This window comes from Paraburkholderia pallida, assembly GCF_004524855.1.
GTDB lineage: Bacteria > Pseudomonadota > Gammaproteobacteria > Burkholderiales > Burkholderiaceae > Paraburkholderia > Paraburkholderia oxyphila.
In genome coordinates this window covers 2,442,704-2,461,748 of record NZ_CP038148.1, presented here as the reverse complement: position 1 = coordinate 2,461,748, position 19,045 = coordinate 2,442,704, and the positions used below count along the sequence as shown (strand labels likewise).

Genomic DNA, 19,045 nt, shown 5'->3' with positions numbered 1-19,045 from the left:
GCTTGACTGCTTGAACCGCGACTAGACGACGATTACTGCTTCGCGCCGCCTTCGAACCACGCGGCAATCTTTTGACGCTCGTCGTCGGTCATGTGCGTGACGTTGCCGAGCGGCATGGCCTTCAGCGTGACGGCCTGCTGATACAGACGCTGGGCGTTCTGCGAGATCTCATCGGGCGTATCGAGCATCACGCCGGCGGGTGCTGCACCCATCATCGTCGGGTGTGCCGAGTGGCAGGTCGCGCAGCGCTGCGTCAGGATCGGCTGGATGTCCGAGATCTTGAGCGTCGGGGCGTTCGCGGCTTCGGCTTGCGGCACGACCGGGCGCGGCAGCGTCCAGACCAGTGCGACGAACATCAGCACCACGCCGCCGATCGGCAGATACCACAGCTGCTGACCACGGTGACGCATCACGAAGAACTGGCGAATCAGCGCGCCGGCCAGCATGATCACGACGAGCACGGCCCAGTTGTAGGCGTGCGCATAGGTCATGGCGTAGTGGTTCGACAGCATCGCGAACACGACGGGCAGCGTGAAGTAGGTGTTGTGCACCGAACGCTGCTTGCCGCGCTTGCCGTAGATCGGGTTCGGCGTTTCACCCTTGAGCATCGCTGCAACCATCTTGCGCTGACCGGGGATGATCACGAAGAACACGTTCGCCGACATGATCGTCGCCAGCATCGCACCCATGATCAGGTACGCTGCGCGGCCCGAAAAGATGTGGCAAGCGAGGTAGGCCGCGATCACGACATAAATGCCGACGCACACGCCGAGCAGCTTGTCGTTGGTGCCGAGCAGGCGGCACAGCGAGTCGTAGACGATCCAGCCGGCGGCGAGGAAGCCGAGCGCCGAGAAGACCGCAACCACGGGACCCATGTCGAGCACGTTCTTGTCGATCAGGTACGTGTTCGGCGCCATCAGGTACAGCACCGTGAACAGCGACGCGCCCGAAAGCCACGTCGTGTACGAGGGCCACTTCGACCAGTGCAGGTCGTCCGGCATTTCGGGCGGCGCGACGGTGTACTTCTGCATGTTGTAGAAGCCGCCGCCGTGCACGTGCCACAGTTCGCCGAACACGCCGCGACGCTTCTGGTTCGGGTCCGTAGGCGGTTTGAGGCTGTTGTCGAGCGCGACGAAGTAGAACGACTCGCCAATCCAGGCGATGGCCGCGATGACGTGGAACCAGCGCAATGCGAGGTTCAGCCAGTCGGTAATAAAGCCTTCCATGAAACTCCTCCACTCCTGATTCGTTGCGCGCGGACGGCGATGCGTCTCGCGCTGACTGGGGGGCGGCGCGCAGGACCCGGGGGAACCGGCCTCGCGCCAAACGCCATAAGAAAATGTGGCGCCGCAAAAGCGGGGCGTCGCTCGCGCGCGCTGGCCGCCAGTCTCGTTGCTATGCTGTTATGCGTTCCTGGATTTCGCAGGACCGCTCAGCTACCGCGATAGGTGCTGTACGCCCACGGCGAAACGAGCAGCGGCACGTGGTAGTGCGCGCCGGTGTCGGCGATGCCGAAACGCAGCACGACGCGGTCGACGAAGCGCGGTTCCGGCACGTTGGCGCCGAGCGCGGCGAAGTAGTCGCCGGCGTGGAACACCAGTTCGTATTCGCCCGTGGCGAGTGCCGTGCCTTCGAGCAGCGGTTCGTCGCAGCGGCCGTCGTGGTTGGTCGTAACGGTCTTCAGCGCACGGCGTGCCTCGCCGTCGAGCGCAAAGAGTTCGACCTTGATGCCCGCGCCGGGACGGCCGTTCGCGGTGTCGAGCACGTGGGTAGTCAGCTTGCCCATTCGCAGTTTTCCTTGTCTTTTCCTGGTGTCATTGCGAGGATTCGGCGGAAGCCCGATCCGATGAATCCGAAGATTCTTGCGGCGGATCGAGGCTCCACATCAGCTGTGGCTACATACCCGTCGGCGGATCGAAGCGAGCGCCGTGCACGCATTTTAAGAACGATTGCGTCATAAGCGCGCGACCGATAGGAAAGATAATGCCGGCAGCATGTGTCTCACGCTCCGAGCCTTGCTCCATGGGGCTTTCGGGGCCATTCGGAGTTCGGGTTTTCACCCATGGCAGCATCCTAAACCGGCCAAAAATCGACCTTTATATGAATCTCGTGAATTCGGGTATCTCGTCTGGGCGAATTGTCAGCGTTTTTTTGGCCATGGAAGGTAACGCTCATGCGCGGCTCGCCGGAAGGTGGACCGCGCGTCCCGAAGACGGCGCCAGGCGCTGGGTAACCGGGCCAGCGGCGTCTACAGTCGGGACGCGTCGGCACCGGGTTTCCCGCTGACCGGCGCGTGCGGCGAGGGCGTCTGCTTCACATTCACGGTATCTCAAACGCGGCGTACGGCGTGCTAATCAGCGCGAGGCGTGCACCGCGGCAAGACAACGGAGCGAACAGACACGATGGAACCCACCAACCGCACATCGAACGCGCAAGGCCGCGGCAAGACCTTGCTGGTGAAGAACGCCGACATGCTGGTGACGATGGACGACGCGCGGCGCGAGATCCGCGGCGGCGGCATCTTTGTCGAAGACAACCGCATCGTCGCGGTCGGGCCGACGGAAAGTCTGCCGGCCACGGCCGACGAGGTGATCGACGCGAGCGGCCATATCATCACGCCGGGGCTCGTCAACACCCACCATCACATGTACCAGAGCCTCACGCGCGCCGTGCCCGCCGCGCAGGACGCCGAGCTGTTCGGCTGGCTCACGAATCTCTACAAGGTCTGGGCGAACCTCACGCCCGAGATGATCGAGGTCTCGACGCTCACGGCCATGGCCGAGCTGCTGCTCTCGGGCTGCACGACCTCGAGCGACCATCTTTACATCTACCCGAACGGCAGTCGTCTCGACGACAGCATCCGCGCCGCCCAGCAGATCGGCATGCGCTTTCACGCGAGCCGGGGCAGCATGAGCGTCGGCCAGAAGGACGGCGGCCTGCCGCCCGATTCCGTGGTCGAAAGCGAAGACGCGATTCTCGCCGATACCCAGCGCCTCATCGAGACGTATCACGACGAGGGCCGGTACGCGATGCTGCGCGTCGTGGTGGCGCCGTGCTCGCCGTTCTCCGTGAGCCGCGACCTCATGCGCGAGTCGGCGACGCTCGCGCGCCACTATGGCGTGTCCATGCACACGCACCTCGCGGAGAACGTCAACGACATCGCCTATAGCCGCGAGAAGTTCGGCATGACGCCGGCCGAGTACGCCGAGGATCTGGGCTGGGTGGGCCGCGACGTCTGGCACGCCCACTGCGTGCAGCTCGACGAGCACGGCATCGGTCTGTTCGGGCGCACCGGCACCGGCGTCGCGCATTGCCCGTGCTCGAACATGCGGCTGGCCTCGGGCATCGCGCCCGTCAAGAAAATGCGGCTCGCGGGCGTGCCGGTGGGCCTTGGCGTGGACGGCTCCGCCTCGAACGACGGCGCGCAGATGGTGGCCGAGGCACGTCAGGCGATGCTGCTCGCGCGCGTGGGCTTTGGCCCCGACGCGATGACCGCACGCGAGGCGCTCGAGATCGCCACGCGGGGCGGCGCGCAGGTGCTGGGCCGCGACGACATCGGCGCGCTCGCACCGGGCATGGCCGCCGATTTCGTCGCCTTCGACCTGCGCCAGCCGCTGTTTGCCGGTGCGTTGCACGATCCGGTGGCGGCGCTCGTGTTCTGCGCGCCGTCGCAGGTCGCGCTCTCGGTGATCGGCGGGCGGATCGTCGTGAAGGAAGGTGTGCTGCAGACCGTCGAGCTTGGACCCGTGATCGAGCGGCATAACCGGCTCGCTGGGCAGCTTGTGCAGTCGGCGAGGTAAGGGCAGCGGTGCCAATGAAGCGGGCGGCGCGCATGTGCGGGCCGCCCGTGGTGGAACTACGTTGAAAGTGCCGTGACGCAAGGGTGGTCGGTCATCTCGCCGCGGCCGCGTCGCGCACCGTTCAGGGCTTGTCGATCAGCGTCTTCGTCGCTTCGGTGACGAGGCTGCGTAACCAGCGTACTTCGTCCGAGTAATGACAGCGCTCATGCCACAACTGGTAGTACTGCATCGGCGGGAAATCGAGCGGCGCGGGCACGACCGTGAGCGGCAGGAAGCGCGCGTAATGGTCGGCGAACAGGCGCGTCGTGGTGAAGACCAGATCCGACTTGATAAGCACGTACGGCGCGAGGTTGAAGTACGGCAGCGTGACGACCACGTGGCGCTTGAGGCGCTCGCGCGCGAGGTGCACGTCGATGGCGCCGCGCTGGCCCACGGAGTAGGGCGTGGGCGCGAGGTGCGGCGCATTGAGGTACTGGTCGAGCGTCAGCCCGCCGCGCTTGGCGAACGGGTGCGTATTGCTCATCAGGCAGACGATCTGGTCGACGAACAGGTTCGAGAGGTGCAATTGCTCGGGCGGCTCGGGCCAGTTGCCGATCACGATGTCGAGCTTGCCCTCCTCGAGCGCGAGCTCGTAGTCGAACGAGGGTCCAAGCGAATGAAACTCGAGCGTGGCATTGGGCGCGGCCTGGCGAAAACGCTCGACCACGGTGGGCACGAACAGCACGTTCAGGTAGTCCGGGCAGCCGATGCGGTAGCAGCGGATGGACGTGGCCGGATCGAAATTGTGCTGCTGGAAGCGAATGCGCTCGATCTCGCGCAGGGCATTCTGCACGGGCTCGAGCAGGCGCAGGCCGTATTCGGTGGGCACCATGCCGGACTTGCCGCGCACGAGGAGCGGGTCGCCGGTGATGTCGCGCAGGCGCCTCAGCGCCGCGCTGATCGCAGGTTGCGATTGATTGAGCTTGACGGCGGCACGCGTGACGCTGCGCTCCATCAAAAGGGTGTGCAAGACGCGCAAAAGGTACGTGTCGATCGCCTCGCGTTGCTGGCTCATGAATTCTCCGGATTATATGTTTAGGCTGATCGAGGGGCTTTATGAGTATACGTTTTTTAATATGAACGGCAAAGGCCGTCAAGGGAGGCTTTCCACTAAGCCTCGCTGTCGAGCCCATTCCGCGCGGGGTACGCGGATTTTTGGCGGCTCGACGCTGGCACGGCTAACAGGGTATTGTCGTTTCAAACGGCGAGGCTTTACGGGGGCTCGCCGCGGCATCGAGCGGCACCGCACCACGTCAAAACACAGATAGCCATAACGTACTACGGCGGAACCTCCATGGGCGATTCTTCTTCACGTCTGGCCGGCAGTCCACACGCGGGGGGCGCAGACGCGCGCGTCCCACGGCTCGCGCTTGCGGGCATCACGAAGCAATATCCCGCCGTGCGCGCGAACGACAACGTCACGCTAACGGTCGCGCCCGGCGAGATTCACGCGCTGCTCGGCGAGAACGGCGCCGGCAAGAGCACGCTCATGAAGATCGTCTACGGCGCCGTGCGCCCGGACGCGGGCGAGATCCGCTGGGAAGGCGAGACGGTCGAGATCCCGAACCCGGCTGCGGCGCGCAAGCTCGGCATCGGCATGGTGTTCCAGCACTTCTCGCTGTTCGAGACGCTCACCGTGGGCGAGAACATCGCGCTCTCGCTCGACGAAGCGTTCGACCTCAAGGCGCTCGGTCAGCGCATTCGCGAGGTGTCGGCGCAATACGGGCTCGATGTCGATCCCCAGCGCCACGTGCACAGCCTCACCGTGGGTGAGCGCCAGCGCGTGGAGATCGTGCGCTGCCTGCTGCAGAACCCGCGCCTCCTGATCATGGACGAGCCGACCTCGGTGCTCACGCCGCAGGCCGTGCGCAAGCTGTTCGGCACCTTGCGCCGGCTTGCCTCGGAAGGCTGCAGCATTCTCTATATCAGCCACAAGCTCGATGAAATCCAGGAGCTCTGCGACACGGCCACCGTGCTGCGCGGGGGCAAGGTGACCGGCAACGTGATTCCGCGCGAGGAGACGCATGCCTCGCTCGCGCGGCTGATGGTGGGGCACGAGCTGCCCGACTATACGCGCCGCGCGCATACGCCGGGCGACGTGCTGCTCGACGTGAAGCATCTGTCGATGCCGAGTGAGGACCCGTTCGGCACCTCGCTCGACGACGTCACGTTTGCCGTGCACGCGGGCGAGATCCTCGGGATTGCCGGCGTGTCCGGCAACGGCCAGGCGGAATTGCTCGCCGCGCTCTCGGGCGAGGCGCGCGAAGCCTTGCTGTCCCGGGCGGGCCGCCACGGCGCAGCCGCCGATACCGTGACGATCTGCGGCAAGCCCGCCGCGCGCCTTTCCGCCGGTGCGCGGCGCAGGCTGGGCTTCGCCTTCGTGCCCGAGGAGCGGCTCGGGCGCGGCGCCGTGCCCGCGATGTCGCTCGCGGAAAACGCGCTGCTCACGGGGCACCGCCAGGGCATGGTGCGCTCGGGCTGGCTCAAGACCGGCGCGATGCGCGCGTTCGCCGAGCGCTGCATTGACGCCTTCGACGTGCGCTGCGGCGGCCCCGACGCGCTGGCCCAGAGCCTCTCGGGCGGCAATCTGCAGAAGTACATCGTCGGCCGCGAGATCCTGCAGGCGCCGAAGGTGCTGGTGGTCGCGCAGCCCACCTGGGGCGTGGATGTAGGCGCGGCGGCGTTCATCCGGCAGCAGTTGCTCGACCTCTCGGCGCGCGGCGTGGCGATCCTCGTGATTTCGGAAGAGCTCGAAGAGCTCTTCGACATCTGCGACCGCATCGCGGTGCTTGCGGGCGGGCGCCTGTCGCCCGCGCGTCTCACTGGCGAGACCAATGCCGAGGAGATCGGCCGCTGGATGGCGGGCCTGTTCGGCGATCGCGGTGGACACGCCGGGCGCCCGGACGGCGGACCGCCGCCCGCGGAGCCGGCCGCGCCTCCCGCCCATGCGTGACGCTGCCGGTCTGCGATCCAGGCGCACTGTGTACGCCACGTCAACCTGACGAGCGCGTAACAAGCCCGTGACGCGGACCTGAGCCAGGCGCGCCCCAAGGTTCTCCACCCGAGCCGAAACCACGACAACCGGACCGATTGCCGATATCGCCACCATGATCTTTCCGTACCGCCTCGAAGCCCGCACGACGCCTTCCCGCACGGTTCGCATCGCCGTGCCGCTGGTTGCCGCACTCCTCACGCTCGCGATCGGCTTTGTGATTTTCGGCCTCGTCGGGCGCGATCCCGTGCAGGCGATGCACGCGTTCTTCATCGACCCGCTTTCCAGCATCAACGGCTGGTCCGAGCTGCTGCTCAAGGCCTCGCCGCTGTGCCTGATCGCACTGGGTCTCGCCGCGGGTTACCGCGCCAACGTCTGGAACATCGGCGCGGAAGGGCAGATGGTGCTGGGCGGCATCGCGGCGAGCGGCGTGGCCATCTACTTCGATCAGTCGAGCGGCTGGTGGATCCTGTTCCTCATGATGCTCGCGGGCGTGCTGGGCGGCATGGCATGGGCGGCGATTCCCGCCTGGCTCAAGAGCCGCTTCAACACGAGCGAGATCCTGACGAGCCTGATGCTCACCTACGTCGCCACGCAATTGCTGATCTGGCTCGTGAGCGGTCCGTGGCGCGACCCCAACGGCATGAACTTCCCGCTTTCGGAGATGTTCAGCGGCGACGCGCTCTATCCGACCTTCGGCGGCGACTGGCGCATCCACTGGCTGCGCGGCACGCGTCTGAACGCGTCGATCTTCCTCACGCTCGCGGCCATTCCGCTCGTCTGGCTCTTCATGCGCCGCAGCTTCGCGGGCTATCGCATGAGCGTGGGCGGCCTCGCGCCGCTCGCCGCGCGCTACGCGGGCTTCTCGGAGAAGAAGACGATCTGGACTTCGCTGCTGCTCTCCGGCGGCCTCGCCGGTCTTGCCGGCATGGGCGAGATCGCGGGCCCGATCGGCCAGTTGCAGGCGACCTGGTCGCCCGGCTACGGCTTCACGGCCATCATCGTCGCGTTCGTGGGGCGGCTGCATCCGGTCGGGATCGTGCTCGCGAGCCTGCTGATGGCGCTGCTCTATCTGGGCGGCGAGGCGGTGCAGACCTCGCTGCAACTGCCCCAGGCACTCTCGGGTGTATTCCAGGGCCTGCTGCTGTTCTGCCTGCTCGGCGCGGACCTGTTCGTGAACTACCGCGTGCGCCGCCGGCATCCCGTCGCGGCTGCACGCTGACCGGCTGATCCGTCGATCGACCCATCCACAAAAAAGCACCCACGAAAAAGCATTCGAAAGAGGCTCCACCACATGGATATCCAGCAAGCCAGCTCGCTCGCCTCGAGCGCCGTCACCGCGGCCATCCCGCTGATGTTCGCGGGCGTGGGCGAGCTCGTCACGGAAAAATCGGGCGTGCTCAACCTCGGCGTGGAAGGCATGATGCTGATGGGCGCCGTGACCGGCTACGCGCTCACCACGATCACCGGCAACCCCTGGCTCGGGCTGCTGGCCGGCATGGGCGCGGGCATCGTCATGGCGCTGCTGTTCGGCTTCCTCACGCTCACGATGCAGGCCAACCAGGTCGCCACGGGCCTGTCGCTCACGATCTTCGGCGTCGGGCTTTCGGCGTATGTGGGCAAGCCCTACACCTCGGCGGCCACCTCGGCGACGATCGACGCCTGGCCGATTCCGGGCCTCTCGCATCTGCCCGTGGTCGGACCGGCGTTCTTCAGCCTCACGCCCGTCGATTACCTCGCATTCCTGATGTTCGCCGTGGTCGGCTGGTTCCTCTATCGCACGCGTGCGGGGCTCGTGCTGCGCTCGGTGGGCGAGTCGCCGCAGGTCGCGCATTCGGTGGGCTTTCCGGTGATCGGCGTGCGCTATTGCGCGACGGCGTTCGGCGGCGCGATGGCGGGGCTCGCGGGCAGCTACTACTCGGTCGTCCAACTGCATTTGTGGCAGGAGCAGATCACGGCGGGGCGCGGCTGGATCGCGCTCGCGCTCGTCGTGTTCGCGACCTGGCGGCCGGGGCGCCTCCTGATTGGCGCGCTGCTGTTCGGCGCGGTCACGGGCGCGCAGTTCTATGCACAGGCCGTGGGCGTGCCGGTGCCCACGCAGTTCCTCGCGATGCTCCCCTATGTGGCGACGATCGTCGTGCTCGTGCTCATTTCCCGTAACCCGAACACGATCCGCCTGAACGCGCCGGCCTCGCTCGGCAAACCGTTTTATGGGGCCGCCTAGGTGGGGCCGCCCAGGTCGGGCCACGCAGGTCGGTCTGCTCAGGCAAGGCTAACTCGCGGCCGCCTCGGTGGCCCAGACGCCCCGCAAAAGATTCGAACGTTCGCAGTATCCCTATCCACGACAGGAGATCCACGATGAGAAAAACCATCCTGACCGCATTCGCCGTTGCCGCAACCTGCGGCGCGGCGGCGCTCGCGCCGCAGGCTCAGGCCGCCGACGCGCCGGGCGTTGCGTTCGTCTATCTCGGCAATCCGGGCGACGCCGGCTGGACTTACGCGCACGATCAGGGCTCGAAAATGGTCGAGCAGAAGTTCGGCAACAAGATCAAGATCACGCGCGTGGAGAACGTGCCCGAATCCGCAGACTCCGAGCGCGTGTTCCGCGATCTCGCGAGCAAGGGCAACAAGATCATCTTCGGCTCGAGCTTCGGTTATCAGGACTTCGAACTGAAGGTCGCGAAGGACTTCCCCGATACCGTGTTCCTGCACGCGACCGGCTACAAGAAGGCCGCGAACTTCGGCACCTATGACGTGCGCATGTATCAGGGCGCGTATCTCGCGGGCGTCGCGGCAGGCTATGCCACCAAGACCAATACACTCGGCTTCGTCGCCTCGGTGCCGATCCCCGAAGTGGTGCGCAACATCAACGCCTACACGCTCGGCGCGCGCTCGGTGAATCCGAAGGTGCATACCAAGGTCATCTGGATCAATAGCTGGTTCGATCCGGGCAAGGAAAAGCAGGCGGCCGAGACGCTGATCGGCCAGGGCGCCGACGTGTTGCTGCAAAACACCGACTCGAGCGCGACGCTCGCCACCGCCGAAGAGAAGCACGTTCACGCATTCGGCTGGGATTCGAACATGAAGAAGTTCGGCCCGAACGCGCACCTGGGCTCGGTGGAGGCGAACTGGGGCGTCTACTACGTTGCCGCGATCCAGCAAGTGCTGGACGGCAAGTGGAAGAACGATCCGGTCTGGTGGGGCATTCCGCAGAAGGCCGTCGATCTCGGCGACGTGAACACGGCCGAACTGTCCGCCGACGCGCAGAAAGCCGTCGCCGCGAAGCGCGAGGCAATCGCAAGCGGCAAGTGGGACGTCTTCACGGGCCCGATCAAGGATCAGACGGGCGCGGTCAAGATTCCGGCTGGCAAGACGCTGACCGATCCGGAATTGCAGCGCCTGAACTGGTACGTCGAGGGTGTGGACGGCTCGCTGCCGAAGTAAGCGCGGCGCGGGGCGCGCTTGCGGCGCAAGGCGTGCCGCAAGCGTTCCAGGGCAAGCGCAATCGTCCCAAGGCAAGCGCAATCGTTACGCCTGGGCCGCGCTTGTCGACTGCTCCTTGCAGCACCATGCGGCTGCGCGTAGCCTTCACGGCTCGCGCAGCCGCTCGCTTTTTGGGGCATGAAGCCGGCCCGCGCGGCCCGTACTTCATTCGTCGATGCGCAGCCCGACCTTGATCGTCACCTGCCAGCGTGTGATCTGGTCGTTCTCGATCATCCCGCGCGTTTCGGTGACCTCGAACCAGTGCAGATGGCGCAGCGTTTTCGAGGCGCGCGCGATGGCGCAACGTATTGCGTCGTCGCTCGAGACGGTGGAGGAGCCGGTGAGTTCGATCTGCTTGTAGACGTGGTCGTTCATGACAATGTCTCCTTTTTGCGGGCTTCGGGCGGCGCGTTCGGCTCACGCGTCAATCGAGTATAGGCAACGGTCCGGCGAGCGCCAGGCCGCCGATGCGCACGTCGTGCCGGTATCATGGCGCCTCGCCATTGCGCCGCATCGGCCGTGCCGGCCACGAACGGACGGCGCGGTGAGGATTTTGAAATGCAATGAGCCGGAACGTAGCGAGACACGAAGCAGGAGACGAAGAAGATGCAGAAGCAGGAACTGGGATTTTGCGGACCGGGCTTGATGGGCGCGCCGATGATCCGCCACCTGTTGCGCGCGGGTAACGCAGTGCGCGTGTGGAACCGTACGCCCGAGAAGGCCGAGGCGCTGGTTCCCGACGGTGCGCAGGTTGCCGCCACGCCGGCGCAGCTGGCCCAGCACGCGGACGTGGTGCTGCTGTGCGTCGCGGACGGCGCCGCGGTCGAGCAAGTGGTATTCGGCGAACACGGCTTGCTGGCCGGCGTTGAGAGCGAGGACGGGCGCAGCGTGCGCGTGCGCTGCATCGTCGATCACTCGAGCATTCCGCCCGAGCTGACGCGCGAGCTGGCTGCGCGCGCGGCGGCGCTCGGCGTGGGCTGGGTCGATGCACCGGTCTCGGGCGGCGTGGCGGGCGCGCAGGCGGGCTCGCTCGCGGTCATGGCGGGTGGGGCGGCGCAAGACGTCGACGCCGTTGCGCCGATCCTTGCCGCCTACGCGGCGCGGGTGACGCACATGGGCGGCCCCGGCGCGGGCCAGACCACGAAGCTGTGCAACCAGGCGATCGTCACGGCGACGGTCGCGGCAATCGCCGAGGCGGTGGGCCTCGCGCGCCGCAGCGGCATCGACGCCGCCAAGCTGCCCGAGGCGCTCGCGGGCGGCTGGGCCGACTCCACGCTGCTGCGCACGTTCGTGCCGCGCATGACGCAGGAGGGCCTTGCGCCGATCGGCGCGCTGAAAACGTTCCAGAAGGACGTTGACACGGTCGCGGACGCCGCGCGCCAGACCGGCACGCCCATGCCGGTCGCGGGCGCCGTGCAGCAAATCCTGCGCCTTGGCGCGGCGATGGGGCTGGCCGAGGCGGACCTCTCGGGCTTCGTCGACGTCCTGCAGATCCCGCGGCGCGGTTGAGGGCCTTGGGCCGGGGAGCCGGGCGGAAAGCGGGTACCAGGGTTTCCAGGCTCCCCGGGCACCCGTCGGGGTCCCCAGACCAGCATCAGGCAGCCTGCGCGCCGCCGGCACGAATCTGCCACGAATTTCCGGTAATTTCCCCGAGCGCGCTCGCGAGACCAGAGCGCTGGCAGCCGCGCGCGAACTGGCATAACCTGCTAAAATTACAGGTTTTTCGTCGATCTACTTTCCGGGACGCGCTGTGCTCTCTACCGCCAACATCACCATGCAATTCGGGCCGAAGCCCTTGTTCGAGAACATCTCGGTCAAATTCGGCGAGGGCAACCGCTATGGCCTGATCGGCGCGAACGGTTGCGGCAAATCCACGTTCATGAAGATCCTGGGCGGCGACCTCGAGCAGAGCGCCGGCAACGTGATCCTCGAGCCGAACGTGCGTCTGGGCAAGCTGCGCCAGGACCAGTTCGCGTACGAAGACGTGCGCGTGCTCGATGTCGTCATGATGGGCCACACGGAAATGTGGGCCGCGATGACCGAGCGCGACGCGATCTACGCGAACCCCGAGGCGACCGACGACGACTACATGCACGCCGCCGAACTCGAGGCGAAGTTCGCCGAGTACGACGGCTACACGGCCGAAGCGCGCGCGGGCGAACTGCTGCTCGGCATCGGCATCGACACGGAATTCCACAACGGCCCGATGAGCGGCGTGGCGCCGGGCTGGAAGCTGCGCGTGCTGCTCGCGCAGGCGCTGTTCTCGAAGCCCGATGTTCTGCTGCTCGACGAACCGACCAACAACCTCGACATCAACTCGATCCGCTGGCTGGAAGATGTTCTGAACGAGTACAACTCGACGATGATCATCATCTCCCACGATCGACACTTCCTGAACCAGGTCTGCACGCACATGGCGGACATGGACTATGGCACGTTGAAGGTCTGGCCGGGCAACTACGACGACTACATGCTGGCGTCGACGCAGGCGCGCGAGCGTCAGCAAGCGGCCAACCAGAAGGCCAAGGAACGTGTGGCCGATCTCCAGGACTTCGTGCGCCGCTTCTCTGCGAACAAGTCGAAGGCGCGTCAGGCAACCAGCCGTCTGAAGATGATCGACAAGATCAAGATCGAGGACTTCAAGCCTTCTTCGCGTCAGAACCCGTTCATCCGCTTCGAGTTCGAGAAGAAGCTGCACAACATCGTCGTGGTCGCGGAAGAGATCACGAAGACGTACGAACGCCGCATCTTCAACAAGCTCAGCATCAGCGTGCAGCCGGGCGAGCGTATTGCGATCATCGGTGAGAACGGCGCGGGCAAGACCACGCTGCTGCGCTCGCTGCTCGGCAACCTGGCCGTCGATAACGGCTCGGTGAAGTGGGCCGAGAACGCGAACATCGGTTACATGCCGCAGGACACGTACGAAGAGTTTCCGGCTGACGTCACGCTGATGGACTGGATCGACCAGTACCGCCAGGAAGGCGACGACGAGCAATCCGTGCGCGGCACGCTGGGCCGTCTGCTCTTTAACGCCGACGACATCCGCAAGTCGGTCAAGGTGTTGTCGGGCGGGGAGAAGGGCCGCATGATCTGGGGCAAGCTGATGCTCGGCCGCCACAACGTGCTGCTCATGGACGAGCCCACCAACCACATGGACATGGAATCGATTGAGTCGCTGCAGATCGCGCTCGAAAAGTTCGAAGGCACGCTGATCTTCGTGTCGCACGACCGCGAGTTCGTGAACGGTCTCGCCAACCGCATCATCGAAGTGAAGACCGACGGCAAGATCAACGACTACAGCGGCAACTACGAGGACTTCCTCGCAAGCCAGGGGCTGCATTGAGGTCCGATCGCCAATTCATTCCGGCGATCCGGGCGTGAAATGGAAACGGGCGGCGCGAATGCGTCGCCCGTTTTGCTTTTGCGGTCTGCACGCGTGCACTCCGACTTTGGCTGCCGGTTCGTCGCGCGTAACGGACGGGCTGTTACTGAAGCGGCGTGAGTTCTCGAACAACATCGTCCAGCATCCTCGTGGGACTCACTTGCCCTCGAGCCGCAGGGTGCCGGGCACGCCAGAGCTGCTCGCATACTGGCGCTGGCAGGTGATCTCCCAAAGCGCGTTCGGCTTTTCTCCCTAACGCGACGAAGTGCACGGGCCGCGAGAACAGGCTGATAAAGTCGGCCAGGATGCGCTTCGTCGCCAGCAATTCCTGACTCGAGGGACTTCTGTTGCTCTGGGTGTTCCCCGCGATAAACGGGTGGAACGGGAGCGCATTCCACAGCGCGAAGTCCATCGGCGCGAATCCGTTGTCAAGCATCGTTCGCCAGACGATCGAGGCCGTTCGTTCATAGACCCCGTCTTTGCGGTCTGTGTCTCTGGCAAGCTTACCGGGGTTGCTGGTGCGCATGGCCAGGCCGGGACGCAAGTCGCATAAGGGATTGAGATTCAAGCGCGTGGCGCGCTCATTGAGCACCGGGTCTTTGCCCAGCAGAATCCGCTCGGAAGTCATGGCGATGCCCGTAAAGCGACCGCCACGGTAGCTCAGCGCCTCCGCGATCAGTATCACCGTGGCGCTTGCCTGGCGGCATTCGAGATACGCGGCCAGTTGTTGCTGGCGAATCGCTGGCGCGTCCACTGCTGGCGCGTCGCGCTCATCCGCTTCGGACCAGGGGTTGAACACATTGGCCATACGAGGCCACTGTGCGAGGCGCTGAACGAAGTCTTGAGCGGCGGTCATGGAAGCGACGTCCGGCGAAGCGTTTTCACGACTCTATCAGCTCGTCAATTTGCGTATCGCATGCCGGCTGGCATTCGATACGCGCCGCGCGCGTGCAACAGCTTACGTAACCGTCAACCACGCTAGAATGCAAAGTTGCCGCCGCGCAGACTGGAGATCGCGCGGCAAACGCAAACGAACACGGAGACACCATGAACCACTACGAACAGTTCTACATCAACGGCCAATGGGTCGCGCCGCACGGCAAAGGCACGATCGACGTGATTGACTCGGGCACCGAGGCCGTCATGGGCCGCATCCCCGAAGGCAACGAAGCCGATGCCGAAGCGGCCATCGCCGCCGCGCGCGCGGCTTTCGATACATGGGCGGCAACGAGCCCGCAGGAACGCGGCGCGTATCTCCAGAAAATCGCCGATAACCTCAAGGCCCGCACCGACGAACTCGCCCAGTTGATCGCCGGCGAAGTGGGCATGCCGCTCAAGCTCGCGCGCGCGATCCAGGTGGGCGGTCCCGTCTACAACTGGGGCGCTTATGCGAAGCTCGCGAACGAGTTCCAGTACGAGGAGCGCGTGGGCAACTCGCTCGTCGTGCGCGAGCCGGTGGGCGTGGTCGCGGCCATCACGCCGTGGAACTATCCGCTCAATCAGATCACGCTCAAGGTGGCCGCCGCGCTCGCCGCGGGCTGCACGGTCGTGCTCAAGCCGTCCGAGGTGGCGCCGCTCAACGCGTTCGTGCTCGCCGAGGCCATTCACGAGGCGGGCCTGCCCGCGGGCGTCTTCAATCTCGTGACCGGCTATGGGCCGGTGGTCGGCGAATTGCTCGCGCGTCATCGCGACGTCGACATGGTCTCGTTCACCGGCTCGACGCGCGCGGGCAAGCGCGTGTCGGAGGTGGCTTCGGCCACGGTCAAGCGCGTGGCGCTGGAGCTGGGCGGCAAGTCGGCCTCGGTGGTGCTCGACGACGCGGATTTCGCGGCGGCCGTGAAGGGCACCGTGGGCGCCTGCTTCCTGAACTCAGGGCAGACCTGCTCGGCGCACACCCGCATGATCGTGCCGGAAGCGCGCTACGAAGAAGCGCGCGCACTCGCGAAGGAGGCCGTCGAAGCCTACACGGTTGGCGATCCGCGTGACGAGAAGGCCAAGCTCGGGCCGCTCGCCTCGAAGGTGCAGCAAGAGCGCGTGCAGCAGTACATCGAGCGCGGCATTGCCGATGGCGCCGAACTGGTGACGGGCGGCGCGGGCTTGCCAGAGGGCGTGACGAAGGGCTTCTTCGTGAAGCCGACCGTGTTCGGCCGCGTGCCGCGCGACGCCGCCATTGCGCAGGAAGAGATCTTCGGACCGGTGCTCACGATCCTTACGGCCAGGGACGAGGACGACGCCGTGGCGATCGCCAACGACTCGCCCTACGGCCTGGGCGGCGCCGTCTGGGCCGGCAGCGACGAGCGCGCGGCACGCGTGGCGCGGCGCATCCGCACGGGCCAGATCGACATCAACGGCGGCACATGGAACATGGCCGCGCCGTTCGGCGGCTTCAAGCAGTCGGGCCATGGCCGAGAGAACGGCGTATACGGCCTCGAAGAGTACCTGGAGTACAAGTCGATGCAGTTCAAGGTGCCGAAGCCTTGATCTGAAGCCGATTCGCGCCTTGCAAATGTTTCGGTGCGGCGTTTTGATTTGTGTCATTAATGCGGAGATCTTTGCGGTTCTCCGCATTTTTTATTGATATTTATCAATATCGTTCGTGGGCGGCGCGCGACCATTGACGCTTTGCCATCGACAACGCAAAGCGGGTCTCCATGTTTCCTACACATTCTTTCGCGCCGCTCGACATCCGCGGCCGCCAACTGCTGCCCATCGTGCAAGGCGGCATGGGCGTCGGCATCTCGGCGCACCGGCTCGCGGGCAGCGTCGCGCGCGAAGGCGCGCTTGGCACCATCGCGAGCATCGACCTGCGCCATCATCACCCTGACCTCATCGCGCTGTGCCGTGCCGACCCGCGGCACGAGACGCTGGCGCGCGCGAATCTCGTCGCGCTCGGCCGCGAGATCGAGGCTGCGCGCAAGCTCGCGCAGGGCAAAGGCATGATCGCCGTGAACGTCATGAAGGCGGTCAATGCCCATGCCGACTACGTGCGCGCGGCCTGCGAGCATGGCGCCGATGCGATCGTCATGGGCGCGGGCCTGCCGCTCGATCTGCCCGACCTCACCCAGGGCGTGGACATCGCGCTCGTGCCGATCCTTTCCGATGCGCGCGGCGTTTCGCTCGTGCTCAAGAAGTGGATGAAGAAAGGGCGTCTGCCCGACGCCGTCGTGCTCGAGCATCCCGCGCACGCGGGCGGTCATCTCGGCGTGACCGATATCGCCGACATGGGCAATGAGCGCTTCGCGTTCGATCGCATCTTCGATGAGCTCGACGGCGTCTATGCGTCGCTGGGCATCACGCGCCGCGAGGTGCCGCTCATCGTGGCGGGCGGCATCAACAGCCACGAGGCCGTGCGCAAGTGGCTCGATTCGGGCGCCAACGGCGTGCAGGTGGGCACGCCGTTCGCCGTGACGGAGGAGGGCGATGCGCATCCGAACTTCAAGCGCGTGCTCGTCGACGCCAAACCGGAGGACATCGTCGAGTTCGTGAGCGTGACCGGCCTGCCCGCGCGTGCGGTGAAGACGCCGTGGCTCGACCGTTATCTGCGCAACGAGTCGCGCATCCGCAACAAGATCGGCCTCGTCAAGAACGCGTGTCCGACCGGCCTCGAATGCCTGTCGATCTGTGGTCTGCGTGACGGCATCGAAAAATTCGGCCATTTCTGCATCGATACGCGTCTTGCGGCGGCGTTGCGCGGCGACGTGGCGAATGGCCTGTTCTTTCGTGGCCGTGAAGCGTTGCCATTTGGCAACGCCATCCGCAGCGTCAGGGACCTGTTGGAGCTGCTTTTGACTGGAGTTTCGCGACCCGCTGTCGCACATCGGGCGGCATTTGCGCTGACCTGACGGCCATCAAATTCGCGATGGAGCCCCCCGTTGACAATTCCTACGGACTTGCGAATCAGCGCAGGGATAACGGGGATAACCATCATGAAGAGGCAATTCAAAACCATCGCGGCGGCCGCCGCACTCGCGCTCGGTGCGGCTTTCGCCGCATCGGCCGCTCACGCTGCCAGCACACCTGAAACGGGCATTTACGCGGGCGACTGGCTCGTGCGTCTGCGAGCGATCGCCATCACGCCGCAGGTCGGCTCGAACGGCACCCTCAATGCGATCAAGGCGGACGTCAACAACGCGATCGTTCCCGAGCTCGACTTCACCTACATGGTGACGAACAACATCGGCGCTGAGCTCATTCTCGGCACCTCGCGCAACCAGATCACGTCGAGCCTCGGTGCGCTGGGTGGCGTTGGCGTGCTGCCGCCCACGCTGCTGCTGCAGTATCACTTCAACAACGCGGGCGTGTTCCGGCCGTACGTCGGCGCCGGCATCAACTACACGCTGTTCTACAACAACGGTCTGCACGTCGGCGACCAGTCCGTGTCGATCGACAACCATAGCTTCGGCCCGGCGCTGCAGTTCGGCGTCGATTATCAGGTCGCGAAGAACGTTTTCGTGAACGCGGACATCAAGAAGATCTGGATGCGCACGGGCGCGTCGCTCAATGGCTCGTCGCTCGGCACGCTCTATATCGACCCGCTCGTAGTGGGCGTGGGTGTTGGCATGAAGTTCTGATGGCCGGCGCGCGAGGTGAGCCCTGCGCAACGTCGACACGAAAGCAACGCCGGCTCGTCCGGCGTTTTTTTTCGCCTTGTTCGCCTGGCCTGCCACGGCGGGTCAGGTGCGGCCGGCTAGACGCGTCAGGCTACGCGCGGTTCTTCTGAAAGCGCATGGCGGTGCCTTCGTGCTCGATACGCTTCCAGACGGCGCGCTTTTCCTCGTCGGTCAGAAAGACCCAGTTTGAGACTTCCGTCGCGGTGCGGCCGCAGCCTTTGCAGATTTCGTCGAAGAGCGTCGAGCACACGCCGATGCACGGGCTGTCGGGGAGGTCGTGGAGATTGGAGGCCATCGATATGTCTTGGGGCGGGATGGCCAGCACACAAACATGCGCACCGGCCGTACGGAAAACCCCGCTATGTTAACCGATTCGCCGGCGCGGTCTTCTTTGCCCGGTTGGCTGAGGGGACAACGACAGGACCGAATGCGTAGTGCATGCCTTACGAATTCATTCAACCGGACCGGCCCACGGCCTGGCGAGTAACGGCGTCGCGCGACCGTTGTGCGGGCCGTTTTTTTGGTGGACAGGGCTGGATAAACGGCTAAAATTGCGCGCGATTTACCGTCCCCTATAGCCATCTACGGTGACCGTCCTCGCTGCGCGGCAGATCCTGTTCCGTTTGCGCGACACGCCGGCGCGCTTTTTTTGTCGCATGGCAGGTTTGATGGTAGGTTCGGTAAATGCAGCAGAGCCGCGCCGGACGCGGCAGACAGGCCAGGTGCACGGCCGGCGCGA

General features: G+C 65.4%; 16 protein-coding genes and 1 pseudogene. 11 read left to right on the top strand and 6 right to left on the bottom strand.

The features are described 5' to 3' along the window. Positions 1-32 precede the first annotated feature (32 nt). Together E1956_RS11160 and uraH are read right to left on the bottom strand one after the other, a co-directional pair. Positions 33-1,226 carry a urate hydroxylase PuuD gene (locus tag E1956_RS11160; RefSeq protein ID WP_134748850.1) on the bottom strand — a complete coding sequence of 398 codons (1,194 nt, stop codon included), beginning with the start codon at positions 1,224-1,226 and terminating at the stop codon, positions 33-35. Between the two features lie 206 nt (positions 1,227-1,432). Beyond that, positions 1,433-1,786 (bottom strand): hydroxyisourate hydrolase, encoded by a 354-nt coding sequence (uraH, locus tag E1956_RS11155; RefSeq protein ID WP_134748848.1) that lies wholly within the window; start codon positions 1,784-1,786, stop codon positions 1,433-1,435. 616 nt (positions 1,787-2,402) lie between these two features. On the opposite strand from uraH, the gene E1956_RS11150 reads away from it, so the two are divergent. Next, complete coding sequence (locus E1956_RS11150; RefSeq protein ID WP_134748846.1) at positions 2,403-3,800, top strand: 8-oxoguanine deaminase; 1,398 nt, start codon at positions 2,403-2,405, stop codon at positions 3,798-3,800. Between the two features lie 121 nt (positions 3,801-3,921). Here E1956_RS11150 and E1956_RS11145 read toward each other — a convergent pair whose 3' ends face one another. Continuing rightward, the gene (locus E1956_RS11145; RefSeq protein WP_028216261.1) at positions 3,922-4,854 is read right to left on the bottom strand and encodes a LysR substrate-binding domain-containing protein; all 933 of its coding nucleotides are present in this window, start codon (positions 4,852-4,854) and stop codon (positions 3,922-3,924) included. Between the two features lie 279 nt (positions 4,855-5,133). Here E1956_RS11145 and E1956_RS47685 point away from each other — a divergent pair. From E1956_RS47685 to E1956_RS11125, 5 genes and pseudogenes are all read left to right on the top strand, one after another. Further along, positions 5,134-5,673 (top strand): annotated as a pseudogene (locus tag E1956_RS47685) (ATP-binding cassette domain-containing protein); the annotation flags it as partial. Further along, the gene (locus E1956_RS11140) at positions 5,668-6,792 is read left to right on the top strand and encodes an ABC transporter ATP-binding protein (RefSeq protein WP_418789257.1); all 1,125 of its coding nucleotides are present in this window, start codon (positions 5,668-5,670) and stop codon (positions 6,790-6,792) included. The pseudogene E1956_RS47685 and the gene E1956_RS11140, both read left to right, overlap by 6 nt. 154 nt (positions 6,793-6,946) lie before the next feature. Further along, positions 6,947-8,053 (top strand): ABC transporter permease, encoded by a 1,107-nt coding sequence (locus tag E1956_RS11135; protein ID WP_134748842.1) that lies wholly within the window; start codon positions 6,947-6,949, stop codon positions 8,051-8,053. A 72-nt stretch (positions 8,054-8,125) separates the two neighbouring features. Beyond that, positions 8,126-9,055 carry an ABC transporter permease gene (locus tag E1956_RS11130; protein WP_028216263.1) on the top strand — a complete coding sequence of 310 codons (930 nt, stop codon included), beginning with the start codon at positions 8,126-8,128 and terminating at the stop codon, positions 9,053-9,055. A 134-nt stretch (positions 9,056-9,189) separates the two neighbouring features. After that, on the top strand, positions 9,190-10,275 hold the full coding sequence (locus E1956_RS11125) for a BMP family ABC transporter substrate-binding protein (RefSeq protein WP_134748840.1): 1,086 nt from the start codon (positions 9,190-9,192) through the stop codon (positions 10,273-10,275). A gap of 204 nt (positions 10,276-10,479) precedes the next feature. Here E1956_RS11125 and E1956_RS11120 read toward each other — a convergent pair whose 3' ends face one another. Further along, entirely contained in the window at positions 10,480-10,689 is a 210-nt protein-coding gene (locus E1956_RS11120; protein WP_028216265.1) for a dodecin, read from the bottom strand. A gap of 231 nt (positions 10,690-10,920) precedes the next feature. Between E1956_RS11120 and E1956_RS11115 the strand changes: the two genes are divergently transcribed. Continuing rightward, entirely contained in the window at positions 10,921-11,823 is a 903-nt protein-coding gene (locus E1956_RS11115) for an NAD(P)-dependent oxidoreductase (protein WP_134748838.1), read from the top strand. Between the two features lie 241 nt (positions 11,824-12,064). Then, positions 12,065-13,657 carry an ABC-F family ATPase gene (locus E1956_RS11110; RefSeq protein WP_129561949.1) on the top strand — a complete coding sequence of 531 codons (1,593 nt, stop codon included), beginning with the start codon at positions 12,065-12,067 and terminating at the stop codon, positions 13,655-13,657. Positions 13,658-13,799: 142 nt separating this feature from the next. Here E1956_RS11110 and E1956_RS11105 read toward each other — a convergent pair whose 3' ends face one another. Next, entirely contained in the window at positions 13,800-14,552 is a 753-nt protein-coding gene (locus tag E1956_RS11105; protein ID WP_167759997.1) for a uracil-DNA glycosylase, read from the bottom strand. Between the two features lie 191 nt (positions 14,553-14,743). Here E1956_RS11105 and E1956_RS11100 point away from each other — a divergent pair, with 191 nt between their 5' ends. The 3 genes from E1956_RS11100 (at position 14,744) to E1956_RS11090 (ending at position 18,267) form a co-directional block, all read left to right on the top strand. After that, a complete protein-coding gene (locus tag E1956_RS11100) occupies positions 14,744-16,177 on the top strand; it encodes an aldehyde dehydrogenase family protein (protein ID WP_134748836.1) in 1,434 nt (477 codons plus the stop codon). Positions 16,178-16,347: 170 nt separating this feature from the next. Beyond that, positions 16,348-17,538, top strand: coding sequence for an NAD(P)H-dependent flavin oxidoreductase (locus tag E1956_RS11095; protein WP_134748834.1), 1,191 nt, complete (start codon positions 16,348-16,350; stop codon positions 17,536-17,538). Between the two features lie 84 nt (positions 17,539-17,622). Beyond that, positions 17,623-18,267: an OmpW/AlkL family protein gene (locus E1956_RS11090; protein ID WP_134748832.1), complete on the top strand. Its 645-nt coding sequence runs from the start codon at positions 17,623-17,625 to the stop codon at positions 18,265-18,267. Between the two features lie 130 nt (positions 18,268-18,397). Here the strand turns inward: E1956_RS11090 and E1956_RS11085 are convergent, their stop codons facing one another. Further along, entirely contained in the window at positions 18,398-18,601 is a 204-nt protein-coding gene (locus E1956_RS11085; protein ID WP_134748830.1) for a DUF1289 domain-containing protein, read from the bottom strand. Positions 18,602-19,045: the final 444 nt, after the last annotated feature.